General features: G+C 50.5%; 12 protein-coding genes. All 12 read left to right on the top strand.

Annotated elements, in window-relative coordinates:
• Positions 1-74: 74 nt before the first annotated feature.
• The 12 genes from tssB (at position 75) to IPK01_07650 (ending at position 13919) form a co-directional block, all read left to right on the top strand.
• Complete coding sequence (tssB, locus tag IPK01_07705) at positions 75-590, top strand: type VI secretion system contractile sheath small subunit (GenBank protein ID MBK7933377.1); 516 nt, start codon at positions 75-77, stop codon at positions 588-590.
• 6 nt (positions 591-596) lie between these two features.
• Positions 597-2087, top strand: a complete 1491-nt coding sequence (gene tssC, locus IPK01_07700) for a type VI secretion system contractile sheath large subunit (protein MBK7933376.1) — start codon at positions 597-599, stop codon at positions 2085-2087.
• Between the two features lie 128 nt (positions 2088-2215).
• On the top strand, positions 2216-2704 hold the full coding sequence (locus IPK01_07695) for a type VI secretion system tube protein Hcp (GenBank protein ID MBK7933375.1): 489 nt from the start codon (positions 2216-2218) through the stop codon (positions 2702-2704).
• 110 nt (positions 2705-2814) lie between these two features.
• The gene (gene tssE / locus IPK01_07690; GenBank protein ID MBK7933374.1) at positions 2815-3300 is read left to right on the top strand and encodes a type VI secretion system baseplate subunit TssE; all 486 of its coding nucleotides are present in this window, start codon (positions 2815-2817) and stop codon (positions 3298-3300) included.
• Between the two features lie 84 nt (positions 3301-3384).
• On the top strand, positions 3385-5277 hold the full coding sequence (tssF, locus tag IPK01_07685) for a type VI secretion system baseplate subunit TssF (GenBank protein ID MBK7933373.1): 1893 nt from the start codon (positions 3385-3387) through the stop codon (positions 5275-5277).
• Positions 5278-5287: 10 nt separating this feature from the next.
• A complete protein-coding gene (gene tssG, locus IPK01_07680; protein ID MBK7933372.1) occupies positions 5288-6289 on the top strand; it encodes a type VI secretion system baseplate subunit TssG in 1002 nt (333 codons plus the stop codon).
• A gap of 50 nt (positions 6290-6339) precedes the next feature.
• On the top strand, positions 6340-9108 hold the full coding sequence (gene tssH, locus IPK01_07675) for a type VI secretion system ATPase TssH (protein ID MBK7933371.1): 2769 nt from the start codon (positions 6340-6342) through the stop codon (positions 9106-9108).
• A 27-nt stretch (positions 9109-9135) separates the two neighbouring features.
• On the top strand, positions 9136-9828 hold the full coding sequence (locus IPK01_07670) for a hypothetical protein (GenBank protein MBK7933370.1): 693 nt from the start codon (positions 9136-9138) through the stop codon (positions 9826-9828).
• A gap of 77 nt (positions 9829-9905) precedes the next feature.
• A complete protein-coding gene (tssI, locus tag IPK01_07665) occupies positions 9906-11399 on the top strand; it encodes a type VI secretion system tip protein VgrG (GenBank protein MBK7933369.1) in 1494 nt (497 codons plus the stop codon).
• The gene (locus IPK01_07660; protein ID MBK7933368.1) at positions 11363-12658 is read left to right on the top strand and encodes a hypothetical protein; all 1296 of its coding nucleotides are present in this window, start codon (positions 11363-11365) and stop codon (positions 12656-12658) included. The genes tssI and IPK01_07660 overlap by 37 nt, the downstream gene beginning before the upstream one ends.
• A gap of 16 nt (positions 12659-12674) precedes the next feature.
• Positions 12675-13379 carry a hypothetical protein gene (locus tag IPK01_07655; GenBank protein MBK7933367.1) on the top strand — a complete coding sequence of 235 codons (705 nt, stop codon included), beginning with the start codon at positions 12675-12677 and terminating at the stop codon, positions 13377-13379.
• Positions 13380-13415: 36 nt separating this feature from the next.
• Positions 13416-13919: a PAAR domain-containing protein gene (locus tag IPK01_07650; GenBank protein ID MBK7933366.1), complete on the top strand. Its 504-nt coding sequence runs from the start codon at positions 13416-13418 to the stop codon at positions 13917-13919.
• Positions 13920-13966 lie beyond the last annotated feature (47 nt).

The raw sequence follows: 13966 nt of genomic DNA, 5'->3' as shown, positions 1-13966 counted from the left end.
GATAGATCGGGCTGGATTTGCAATGATCTTTTATTTTTATATTAAAACGGTTTAAGCCTAAGGAGACAAAAAGAATGCCAAAAAAAGAAAGTTTACAGCATAAGATCGACCGGGTCCGCCCGCCTCGAGTCCAGATCACATACGATGTCGAGGTCGGCGGTGCGATCGAACTCAAGGAACTGCCGTTTGTGATAGGCGTGATGGGGGACTTTGTCGGAAAACCGGAAGAAGCTCTTCCTGCACTTAAGAACCGCAAGTTCGTCGAGATCGATCCCGATAATTTTAATCAGGTGCTTGCAGGCATGGCCCCTCGGCTCGCGTATACGGTCGATAACAAGTTGGCTGACGATGGAAGCAAATTGGGCATAGAACTCAAGTTCACGGATATCGAGGATTTTGAGCCGGACCAGATTGTTCAGCAAGTCGAGCCACTTCGCAAATTGGTCGAAGCCCGGCAGAAACTTGCCGACCTTCGCTCGAAGATGGACGGTAACGACAAGCTTGAATCGATGCTCGAGGATATTATCTCGAATGTCGATAAGCAGAAGGAACTAAGCAGCGAACTAGGTATCGACGCGAAGGAGGATTAATTTAAGATGGCAAAGACAAAAGAACAGGATGCTTCGGTACAGACCGTCGAGACTGAGGTGGGCGGAGGCCTACTTGACCAGATCTTGACCGACGGACGGATGGCTCGCGACGATTATCAAAAAGAGCGCGCGAAAGATATGATCGGCGAATTTGTTTCGCAGGTAATGAGCGGTGAACTGACGATGTCAAAGAACATGGACGTCGCCATAAATTCCCGTATTGCCGAGATCGACAGACTCGTTTCGGCACAAATGAATGAGATCATGCATCACGAGGACTTCCAGAAACTCGAGGGCTCATGGCGCGGACTTCATCATTTGATCAAGAACAGCTTGACCGGCCCGATGCTAAAAATCAAGGTAATGAGCGTAACGAAAAAGGACATGCTTAAGGACTTTGAACGAGCTCTTGAATTTGACCAGTCAGCAATGTTCAAGAAAGTATACGAAGAAGAATATGGAACATTCGGCGGAGCTCCGTTTGGTGCCTTGATCGGCGATTTTGAGTTTGGGAATCATCCGCAGGACATGGCCTTGCTTGAGAGTATTTCACAGGTTGCTGCCGCCGCTCACGCTCCATTCTTGAGTGCTGCTTCGGCAGGCATGTTCGGATGGGATTCATTTTCGGAAATGTCAGAGGTCCGCGATGTCGCCAAGATCTTCGACCGTACAGAATATATGAAGTGGCGCAGCTTCCGCGAATCGGAAGATGCCCGCTATGTGGGCCTCACGATGCCTCATGTACTGATGCGTGAACCCTATGGTGCGGCGACCAAACCGACGGAAACGTTTCGTTTTGAAGAAGACGTGGATGGCAAAGACCATAAGAAATATCTGTGGGGCAACGCCGCATACGCAATGGGAACGCGTCTGACTGAGGCGTTTTCTATGTATGGCTGGTGTGTGGCAATTCGCGGTGTTGAAGGGGGTGGCCTGGTCCAAGGTCTGCCGACACATACGTTTGAAACGGACGAAGGCGAAGTGGCGATGAAGTGTCCGACCGAGGTCGCGATCACCGACCGTCGAGAGAAGGAATTTGCCGATAACGGTTTTATCCCTCTCGTCCACTGCAAAGGAACGGATTACGCAGCGTTCTTTGGCACCCAATCTGCGAATAAGGCAAAGAAATATGATTCGGACGCTGCAAATGCGAATGCTCGTCTTTCAACACAACTGCAGTACATTTTTGCGGTTTCAAGATTCGCTCACTATCTCAAGTCAATGATGCGGGACAAGATCGGTTCTTTCATGTCTCGTAAGGATTGCGAAATGTTCCTCAATCAGTGGATCAACAATTATGTAACAGACGACGACACAGCAAGCCCGACGACGAAAGCACAGTACCCTCTGCGTGAAGCTCGGGTCGATGTTTCTGAGATCCCGGGCAAGCCCGGATGCTATCGAGCTGTCGCATTCATGCGGCCGCATTTCCAATTGGACGAGCTTTCTGTTTCACTTCGGCTCGTCGCCGATCTGCCGGCGCCGGCGAACGGATAGGTCAAATGATCTTTTTGCGGATATTTTTTGGAATATCCGCAAAAAGTATTTTGCCGTTCGTCTTTCATTTGTAGCTGATGAAATAAATTCGTTAGCCAGTTTATAGATTGATATTAAGGAGCAAAAAAATGGCAGCAGTTGATTATTTCTTAAAGATAGACGGAATTGATGGCGAGAGCATGGACCACAAACATAAGGGCGAGATCCAGATCGAATCCTGGTCCTTTGGCGAAACCCAAGCGGGATCGCATTCAAGCGGCGGCGGCGGCGGCGCCGGTAAAGTTCAAATGCAGGATTTTCATTTTGTCATGAAAGTCAGCAAAGCATCACCGAAATTATTCCTGGCGTGTGCAACAGGTCAGCATATCAAGAAGGCTGTGTTGGTTTGCCGCAAAGCCGGCAAGGATCAGCAGGAATTCCTGAAAACTACGTTCACCGATATTTTGGTGTCGTCTTTCCAAACCGGTGGTTCGGGCCACAGTGATGTCCTCCCGATGGAACAACTCTCGCTCAACTTCGCGAAGATCGAGATCGAGTACAAAGAACAGAAGCCGGATGGAACCCTCGGTGGTGCGATCAAGGCCGGTTATGACCTGAAACTCAACAAAGCGGTCTAGTCGATTAGCTTTCAAATTGATTTGCAGGACGTTGTTGCGACGGAAGTACTCGGAACCGCTACGATGTCCTGCAAAATTCTTTTAATTTCCGCAGTTATCGATAGAATAATATGGCCCGCAAAGACCTCGAGATTCGAGTCACACCATCCGTCCTCGACCGACTCATTGATTTAGATCCAAATGTCTCGACGGAGGCTCCGAAGTCTCGCTCGACAAGTCTTCATGAACTCAAGTCGGCAGTTCGCCGAGATTTGGAATGGCTGCTGAATACAAGGTGTCATGGCAACCTAGATGACATCGACAATATCGAGGTTCGTCGTTCCGTTGCCTTCTATGGATTGCCGGATATCATGGGAATGAGCCCTAAGAGCCCGGCGGAGCAAAAGCGGCTCACAAAAGCTCTTGAACTCGCTATTAAGTATTTTGAACCAAGATTTCTATCACCAAAAGTTACGCTCGAACCGGTCGAAAATGCTGACCGGCAGTTGAGATTCAGAATCGAGGCAAGTTTGGACGTGGAACCGACACCGGAACCAATAGTATTTGATACCGTACTCCAAACCGGAAGCGGAGAGTTCGCAATATTCGAAAAGTAGGCTAAGACTATTTTGACCGCTGCCTCCACCGGCTGACATAGTGTTTCAATTTTATTACTTTTCTAGGCTATAATACCCACGAAAATGCGAGACGAACTATTAGGATATTACGAGCGGGAACTCGTTTATCTGCGCCGGATGGGAGCGGAATTCGCCCGGCGCTATCCAAAGATCGCTGCCCGTCTCGAACTCGATGAAGAAAAGATCGAAGACCCTCATGTTGAGCGGATGATCGAGGCTTTTGCCTACCTAACGGGTCGAATCGGCCTGAAGCTTGACGACGAATTACCTGAGATCACTGAGGCATTTTTTAACGTCCTTTACCCTCATTACCTTGCACCTATCCCGTCGATGGCGATCGCACAGTTCACATATGGTTCGCCTAATGACAAATTGACGGCCGTGCAGACGATGGAGAGAGGGTCACGATTGAATTCAAGACCGATCGAAGGCAGCCCGTGCCGATTTAGAACAGCCTATGATGTCGATCTATTGCCGATCGAGATCGATTCCGCTGCTCTCGAATCGGCCGCACCGAAAGACGGCAGAGGCAAATTTGCGGATAGTACGATCCGCATCGCGATGCACTGTTTCGGCAATGCCAATTTGCACGAAATGAAACACGGCGGAACCGGACAACCGCCGGAATCGATCAGGTTTTATCTTGACGGTGACCCGCAGCTTGTATTTCCTTTGTACGAGATCATTTTCAATCACGCGACCTCAGTCGAATTTCGTGCCAAAGAGCCCCCAATTGGAGATAGGACGCTCAAGACTTTTACAAATGTATCACTCAAACTGCCCGATCCCGTCGTGTTTCCCGCCACAGATGTAATTAAGGCTGTAGGTTTTGACGAAGATCAATCGTTGCTTCCTTTCACGAAGCGATCGTTCATGGGCTATCGCCTCTTGAGCGAGTACTTCGCCTTTCCATATAAATTCTTGTTCTTTGATCTGCATGGTTTAGATCAGGCGATCGCCCGACAATTTGGTAGTCATTTTGACATTTTGATTCATTTGAAAGATATCACGCCACCCGTGGCCCCTATCTCAAATGAATCTTTCCGTTTAGGATGTACGCCGATCGTAAATTTGTTTTCAAAGCTGGCAGATCCAATATATTTATCGCAAAAGAGATATGAATACCAGGTGATCCCCGATGTGCATCGCCAAGGATCTACGGAGATCTACTCCGTTGACGAAGTGATCACAAGCGATCCGCAATCCAATATTACTCGGGATTTCTCGCCATTCTATTCTATGAGACACGCGTATGGCGAGCAGATGGAGAAATCATTTTGGTATGCCGTTCGCCGACCCTCTCAGCGACCCGACGACGAAGGGACTGAAATTTTTATGTCGCTGGTCGATATGAACTTTGACCCGCTCATTCCCGCTGTCGAGGTTCTCAACGTAAAAACAACTTGTACGAATCGTGATTTACCGGCGAAGCTTCCGTTTGGAGGAAAGGAAGGTGATTTTGAGGTTGAAGGGACTGCTCTGCTTTCACGGGTTAGGTGCTTAACGAAACCGACGGAGACGATCCGTCCGCCACAGCGACGGTCAGCACATTGGAGGTTGATCTCGCATCTTAACCTGAACTATCTATCAATTGTCAACAATGACAATGGAACTGCCGAGGCTTTGCAGGAGATCCTCCACCTTTACAATTTTGACGATTCCAATGTGTCGCGAAAGCAAATTCTGGGAATCACCGGAATCGAAACTCGCAAGGTCGTTCGTCAGATTGGTCGGCACATTGGGGCCGGTTTTGTTCGTGGTCTTGAAACCACGATAACTATGGATGAAGAACAATACGTTGGCAGCGGCATGTTTTTGTTCGCATCTGTGATCGAGCGGTTTTTGGGACTCTACGCATCGATAAACTCCTTTAATCAAATGGTTTTGATGACCGAACAGCGTGAAGAGATCATCAAGCGATTTCCGCCGCGGGCCGGCGAGCAAGATCTATTATAACCGAATAAAAATGGCACAAAAGTCATTAAATAAACAGCTTTTTGAAGAGCCGTATTCGTTTGAGTTCTTTCAAGCGGTACGGATACTGGAAAAGCTAAAGCCGAATCGTCATACAGTTGGCGGAACGGCATTACCGGGCGAAGAGGTGGTTCGGTTCAGATCGCGGATCGGCCTTGATTTTCCGTCAAGTGAGATCCACGAGATCAATGAGATCGAAGGCCGTGACGGTACCGCGGACCGGACCGAAATGCTTGTGAATTTCATGGGACTTGTGGGTGTTAGCGGGGTGTTGCCAACCCATTACACGGAACTAGTTCTTGACCGCATACGTCACCGCGATACCGCGATGTGGTCATTTCTCGACATCTTCACGCATCGGGCCGTTTCGTTGTTTTATCGTTCATGGCTGAAATATCGTTTTCCGGCGGCATACGAGCAAGGAAGCGACGATTTCACATCATATCTTTTCGACTTTGCCGGTCTTGGCACAAAAGGCCTGTGCGGAAATCTAGATCTCGAAGATGAGGCGTTGCTTCCCTACGCCGGGCTGATTTCTCAAAGACCTCACAACGTCAATGCTCTCGAAAATATCATAAGTGATCATTTTCAAACGAAGGCAAAGGTTGTGCAATTTTTCGGACAATGGCTGCATTTGGGCCCGGAAGATATAAGCAAGTTGGGCAAGGACAATAGCTGTTTGGGGGGAAATGCGATCATCGGCACACGAGTTTGGGATCAGCAATCAAAAATCCGTATCAGTCTTGGGCCACTTGACTTCAAACGGTTTCAAGCTTTCCTACCGAACGGTACGGCAAACGCTTCGCTTCGTTCGATAGTAAAATTCTACGTTGGGCTCGAGTTCGATTTCGATCTTCAACTCATACTTGCAGCAAAGGCGGTGCCGGCTACGATACTTACTACGCGGGCGGTACGAAAGCCGGCATTAGGGTGGACCACATATCTGAAAACAAAACCCTTCACAAATGACGATGGCCAGGTGGTACTGCAATAGCAGGTCTCGGCTTATAGTTATTTTGTTGGGAAACTTGGGGGAAAATTGTTATGAACGTAAATCTTAAATCCTTGGTCGGCAGATTAAATGATACTTGCAGAAATGCTCTGGAGGGAGCTGCCGGATTATGCCTTTCCAGAACTAATTATGATGTCGAGATAGAGCATATTCTAGCGAAGCTGCTTGAGCAAGACGACACTGACCTTCATAAGATCTGCAATCATTACGAGGTCAACATTGACCGATTGAACAAGGATGTTGGTGATGCTCTCGATCGTCTGAAGAAAGGAAACACCCGAACTCCCGGCTTGAGTGACCGGCTTCCGCGTTGGATACAGGATGCGTGGCTGCTTGCGTCGGTCGATTTCGGCGCAGCCCGTGTCCGAAGCGGCCATCTCATTTTGGCCTTGGTACTGAATGACAGCCTCGCACGAATCGCGCGTGAGATCTCGCGTGAATTTAATCATATTTCAGCCGAATCCATGCAAACAAAGCTCGCCGACATCACCGTAGATTCGGCCGAGGAGCGTGATGCTGTTGCATTGGGTGAAACGGCCACAACATCTGACGGGGCTCCAGTCGCAAGCGGAGTTCCTGGAAAAACGAAAGCTCTTGACCAATATACAGAAGACCTTACGGCCAAGGCTGCCGCTGGTAAGATCGACCCGATACTCGGTCGCGACGGCGAGATCCGGCAGATAATCGACATATTGACTCGCCGCCGCCAGAATAATCCTATTCTGACGGGCGAAGCCGGAGTCGGAAAGACTGCGGTTGTCGAAGGGTTTGCGGCCCGCGTTGCTGCCGGCGACGTCCCCGATCCTTTGAAAAATGTTTCGGTCCGTTCACTTGACCTTGGACTTCTTCAGGCCGGTGCCGGTGTTAAAGGAGAATTCGAACAGCGTTTGAAATCGGTGATAGACGAGGTCAAATCATCGCCGCAACCTATCATTATGTTCATTGACGAGGCTCATACGATGATCGGTGCCGGAGGGCAAGCGGGACAAAATGACGCTGCCAACCTTCTTAAACCTGCTCTCGCTCGTGGCGAACTGCGGACCATCGCTGCGACGACGTGGGCCGAATACAAAAAGTATTTCGAAAAGGATGCGGCTCTCGCACGTCGTTTTCAGGTAGTTAAGGTCGAAGAGCCGGATGAAGAAAAGGCAATTGCCATGATGCGCGGCCTGCTCGGCAAAATGGAGGAGCATCATAACGTCCGCGTCCTCGACGAAGCGATCGTCGAATGTGTAAAACTTTCGGCTCGGTACATCACTGGCAGGCAACTGCCCGATAAGAGCGTTTCGGTACTCGATACAGCATGTGCAAAAGTAGCGATAGGTCAGGGAGCGACTCCGGCATCGGTCGAAGACGCGACAAGGCGGATCCAGAACTTGAGTTCCGAGATCGATGCTCTCGAACGAGAACAGGTTACCGGAGCTGGTCACGATGCCAGGCTCGCCGAATTGATCGGTAAACGGAGTTCGACCGAGGCCGAACTCGCTCAACTGAAGGAACAATGGGCAAAAGAGAAGGACCTGACCGAACGCATTCGCAATATTCGACTGAAGTTGGAAATGTCGAGGCTCGAAAGTGCCGCTACTTTGCAGGACGGCGGGAATGGCGGACCGCCTTCACCGGTTGAGCAAAATGCAACAGAGGCCTCTGCAGAATTAGCTGAATCTGCGACGGAACAGACCGTTGCGGCGCCTGCGGAACCGATCGATACTGAATCTCTGAAAGCCGAACTCAAAAAAGCTAATGAGGAACTAATGCAAATTCAGGGCGACGATCCGCTCATGCAGCCGGTGGTAAATGGCCAGACGGTTGCCGAGGTTATATCCGGCTGGACCGGGATTCCGATTGGCAAAATGGTTGCCGATGAGATCAATGCAGTTCTTAATCTCGCAGGAACACTTCGCGAGCGTGTCCTTGGACAGGATCACGCTCTAGATGCAATATCTCAGCGGATCCGTACTGCCCGAGCTGGCTTAACTGACCCGAAACGTCCGATCGGTGTATTTCTGTTGGTTGGAACGTCCGGCGTTGGTAAGACAGAGACAGCACTTGCCCTCGCAGAATCGCTTTACGGCGGTGAACGCAATCTGATATCCATCAACATGAGTGAATACCAAGAAGCTCATACAGTTTCGAGCCTCAAAGGGTCGCCTCCGGGATATGTCGGCTACGGCGAAGGTGGAGTTTTAACCGAAGCCGTTCGCCGCAAACCGTATTCGGTCGTCCTGCTCGATGAAGTCGAAAAGGCCCACCCTGATGTGATGGAGTTGTTCTTTCAGGTGTTTGATAAGGGTGTTCTCGAAGACGGCGAGGGTCGCGAGATCGACTTCAAAAACTGTATCATTCTGCTTACTTCAAACGTCGGAACCGACACCATAATGAAACTCTGTGCTGATCCCGATACTAAGCCGCTACCCGGCGGCCTCGTCGATGCGGTCAAACCGGAACTTAATCAGGCGTTCAAACCGGCTTTGCTCGGTCGTATGGTCACCGTACCGTATTATCCGATCTCGGACGACATTTTGCGGCTGATCGTGAAACTTCAGCTCAAAAAGATCGAGAATCGTATTCGCGACAATCACAATGCGCAATTTTCTTATGACGAATCCGTCATAGAGACGGTGGCAAAACGCTGCACCGATGTCGATAGCGGAGCTCGCAATGTTTATAACATTCTGACCGGATCGCTGCTCCCTGAAATGAGCGGCGAAGTATTGTCGAGAATGGCCAGCGGCGAAGGGATCGCAACGGTTCATGTAGGCGTCGATAAGGACGAGAATTTTACCTATGGCTTTGCTTAAAAGCTGCAGCCTTATTAGCGGAATACTATGATCAAGGTTCATATTTGGTATCCGGTCAACACGGCTCTCGATTCGCCGGGCCGTACAATATTGGACGGCATTACGGATCTCTATATAGAAGACTTCGACTACCACGGTCGTCCGACACGCCGCCGTATCTTACCGGACTGGATCGATGCTATCCCGTCTGGTTCGATGGAAAGGTGGGGACATGCAGGGATCGAGTTCATCGGTGTTGTTTCAGAAACAGGAGCTCCGTACGATGATTGTTATCGTGCATTTTGGCCGGGTCTAGGTGCCGATTGGCAAAGAGAATCTCCAGGGCGGGTCATTACCGACTTATCGTATGATATCGGTGAAGAAGGTAGTAGACCCACGCGATCGATCACTGTATCAACGGGCCTGAATGAAGCCCTTGTATACCGTTATTGGAATTCGCTGCAACTGCATCCATTGAATTATGCTGCGAGAGGGTTTAATTGCTGTTCCGCAGTGGCTGTTTCGATCAGGGATGGTTTTCCGCTTTCGGTTTCGAGTTCGGCACCGGCTTATCCACCAATTGCGATGGCTGGCGGTTATATTCCCTACGGATATTCAAATCCTTATTCACTTGAGGAATGGACCGTCGATTTAAATAGCTGGTTGCCGGCCATTGTTCGGCCCGCTTCCACGACACCGACGACCGCACCAACATCTCCCGGGATGCCGCCAGGTCGGTAGCTGAGTATTTTTTTGCTTGGCAAAAGTTGTTTGGGTTATACGTCTAGAATCAGCAGCCGAATTGTTGCTTAATAGTTATGCCAACGACACAAGAAGGTAGATTACTCAAATTAACGACGCCGCTGGCGGATGATTTTTTACTTATAAAAAGGATCCGAGCAGCCGAAGGTATTTCTCAATTGTTCCGTTACGATCTTGAAATGCTCCACGAGGAGGAAGATCTGGGTGAAGAACCGACTCTTGTCGATCCACAGCAATTACTTGGACAGAAAATGACCGTGGCTGTCCGCCAGGCCGATGGCGCGGAACGGTTCTTCAATGGCATCTGCGTTGATTTTACGCAGGGAAACCGAAATGAACGTTTTTCGAAATATCGAGCGGAGATCGTGCCGCACTTCTGGCTCTTGACGCAAAACTCCCAGAGTAGGATCTTTCAAAATATGTCGGTCCCTGAGATACTCGCAAAGGTTTTGGAAGGGCTTGAGGTTACGTACGAGATACAGGGGACTTTTGAACCTAGGAATTATTGCGTCCAATATCGCGAATCCGACTTTAATTTTGCATCGCGCCTGATGGAAGAGGAAGGTATCTACTATTATTTTGTACATACCGCAGATTCACATCGAATGATAGTCGCGAACACTCCGGGCTCGCACCGTGATTGTCCAACAAAATCCGAAATACCATTCAGGCTTGATATTTCCACCAATCCTGATGAATGGCAAGGGGCAGTCCACTCATGGCAAGTAACAAACAAGCTTAGAGCCGGCAAATTTACACTTCGGGATTTCAATTTTCAGTTGCCGACCAACAACCTCGAGGCCGTGCAAATGAGCAGGTTCAATATCGGCGGCAATCAAGATCTCGAGATCTACGATTATCCGGGAGCTTACGCGAGCCGGTTTGACGGGATCGACGCTGGCGGGGGTGAGCAATCAGGGGTCTTGCAACGCGTCTTCGATGACCGCACTCGAACTGTCGGAATAAGACAACAAGAGTTGGATGTCGCCTACAAGAGCAGTCCAGGCACTTCTGATTGTTGCTCGATGACGGCAGGTTTCCGATTTCAGCTGACATCACACCCGGAATCGGCCAATAACCGCAATCACGTTTTGGTGTCATTACGTATAGAAGCGACCCAGTCACCGAGTTATATTTCCGATGAGAATGTGCAGGATGCCTACAGCGTCGCATTTATCAGCATTCCACAGGGCGAAGGACAAGCCCCGTTCCGTCCTATTCGACGCACTGAAAAACCCACCGTTAGCGGCAGTCAGACCGCGATAGTTGTGGGCCCCGCAGGCGAAGAGATCTTCACGGATAAATTTGGCCGCGTTAAGGTGCAGTTTCACTGGGATCGCGAGGGGAGGAATAACGCTACATCTTCGTGCTGGCTGCGCGTTTCGACCAGCATTGCCGGCAACAAATGGGGAACAATGTTCATTCCTCGTGTAGGGCAGGAAGTTATAGTGGATTTTCTCGAGGGCAACCCAGATTCGCCGATCATAACGGGATCGGTCTATAACCCGAAACAATGCCTCACTATGACTTACCCAAGTTCAAGACCTTGACGTACATAAAGACACGAACAAGTCCGGACGATGGAAAGGGATTCAACGAATTGCGTTTTGAGGATAAAGCGGGCAAAGAACAGGTATTTATTCGTTCTCAAAAACGGTACGATCTGCGGGCCCGTGGATCAATGTACGAAACATGCGGCGGAAATCGCCAGGAGGTCATTGGTGTTCGATCCGACAACCAACCGGGCGGCAACCTTGCCGTCACTGTCGGTGGTAATTACGACCTTCACATAAAGGACAGCCATTTCGTCGGCATTGACGGAAAGCTTAACGAATCCGTCAAAGGCGACGTAGTTGAGGATTATCAGGCAAACCTTTCGACGATTGTTGGGGCAAAGACCGAGCTAAATGCTCGCGAGATCACCCTTGAGGCATTGACCAAGATCAGCCTTAAGGTCGGTGGAAACTGCATTATGATCGATCCAAGCGGAATAACCATCGCGGGAACGATTACCAAGATCAATTCGGGTGGATTTGCAGCCGGTACCGGCAATCCGGCATTTGATGATGCCCTTGATGCCGAACCCGCGGATACGGGCGAGCCCGGCTATCTTGATAGGCCTCGTTCCGGCGGAGGCGGCGGCAGACGACGACGAAATCTGCGATCTCAGCACTATATTGCACCTCCGCGTCCGGGCGAAGATCCGCGAATTACGGCGATGCGTGGCACACTGGCAAACTCCGAACAAGGACGCCACGCCCTCGAGGTTTATGACCGCTATGGCGTTTCATCGAGCTTCCGTCCAGGCGAAGGCTCGACCTTTGATCCCGGCGATAACAACATGAACATCAATCCCGCACAGACGCCGGATCGCCAGGCACTAGGATTTGTTCATGAAATGAACCACGCCGAGGAGCATCATGAGGGGACATCAGGCGATATCGAAAATCAAACTCGTGACGAATACGTCGACGCTATGGTTGACGAAGAATCCGAAGGAGTCGTTCGAAGTATTGAGGCTCGAGATGAGTTGATAGAAAGCGGCCATGAGAGTGCGGCCGAAACCAGCTATCCTCTTCAGGACGAGTACCATACAGCATATGACCAAGGTGTTGCAGACGCACGTGCGGCAAACCCGAATATAAGCGATGCTGATGCTGCGGCGGCCGGTCGTGCCGCCGGACGGCAACGAGTAGAAGACGGCTTTAGAAATGGAGAGGTTGAAACCTCGAATTCCGGCGAAAGCTACCCTGATTATTATGGAAATGCGTGGGATGGCGCCCATCCCGCCGGGGGCGGCACTCCATAGCAAATTGAGAGGCTGTATGAAGTTTTTGATCCTTTTAATCGTCGGTTTGGTTTTTGGTGATGGCTGCGGACGGCCTTTTACGGCGATGGAGAGTTTGGAAGTGCCGACGGAAACGCCAGCCAAGGAGAAAAAGATTGCAATGGAAAAGGAAGTATTGGCAAATATGTTGGACCAAACTAACAAGGAGATCGCCAACCTTGTTCGCGACCCTGCGTCGAAACTGGAGTCGTACGGGCCGAAGATCGGAAACGGAACGATCGTTCGAGTTAGTAAGTTCGCTCCAACCCGAATGATCGTTCACTTCGTCGGTGTCGTCTCCGGCGAGGAGGCGATCGTATTGACTGGCGATAAAGAGGCATTCGTTAACTTTGCTCAGCGTTCTAAGACGATGCTTAATCGTGCGGAGGACCGTATTGCCTACGGCAGCGAGTTTCTTTCCATCGCCGTCGCCGGAGGCAACAGGTTGCGGATACTCGAATCTGTGAGTTCAATAAAATCCCGACCAGCATTGAACAATGCTCAATCCGATATGTTTGCTGAGTTTGTTGCCAAGTACACCGGCGTTATCAAACCGCCCGCCTGCTCGGGCGAAGTCTGCAATTACTATGCGATTTCTGGCCAGGATCTGGTTCTATTTGAACTGACGGTCAGCGCATCAGGATCGGTCAAGATCGATGAAACGGTTTTAGAGAAAGATATACTCATACCTTATGCAATGTAGGTCTTTTGTGTTTCGATCAGTTAGGAGACAAATAATATGCCAACCGGACCAGCAGCTAGAGCTCTAGTCGATACCACCGCTCACCCGTTGCCGCCGAACCTTAGCGTCGGACCAGGCAGTCCGGACGTTTCGATCGGATTTGCGGCCGCGTGGCGTGGAGTTCCACTTGGGGCGGTGGCCGCGTTGCAGTCGGCAAAAGCCGCAGCCGATACTGCTGTTCAGACCGCGGTTGCGGCATCCGCCGCGGCAGCCGGGACGCCTGGGGCTCCTGCGGCCGTCGCCGCTGAACAGTCTGCAAAGGCAGCCGCACTGTCCTCGATGTCGAGTGCTATCACAAGCGCGTCTGCGGGAGCTGATATCCATACATGCGCGGTTCCCTCACCCGTTCCGCCCCACGGACCCGGCGTTGTCATCACGGGTTCCGCCACGGTGATGATAAACAACCTCCCGGCATCACGAATGGGCGACACGATCCTCGAGGCTCTCGGTCCGACAAATAGCATAACGAAAGGCGAAACAACAGTTATTATTGGAGGATAACGGTTGACACAACTTGAGTTGTCGACCCGATGGAGACTGGCCAAGCA

Source organism: Acidobacteriota bacterium, assembly GCA_016713675.1.
Classification (GTDB): domain Bacteria; phylum Acidobacteriota; class Blastocatellia; order Pyrinomonadales; family Pyrinomonadaceae; genus OLB17.
This window is presented reverse-complemented; position numbering and strand designations above follow the sequence as displayed.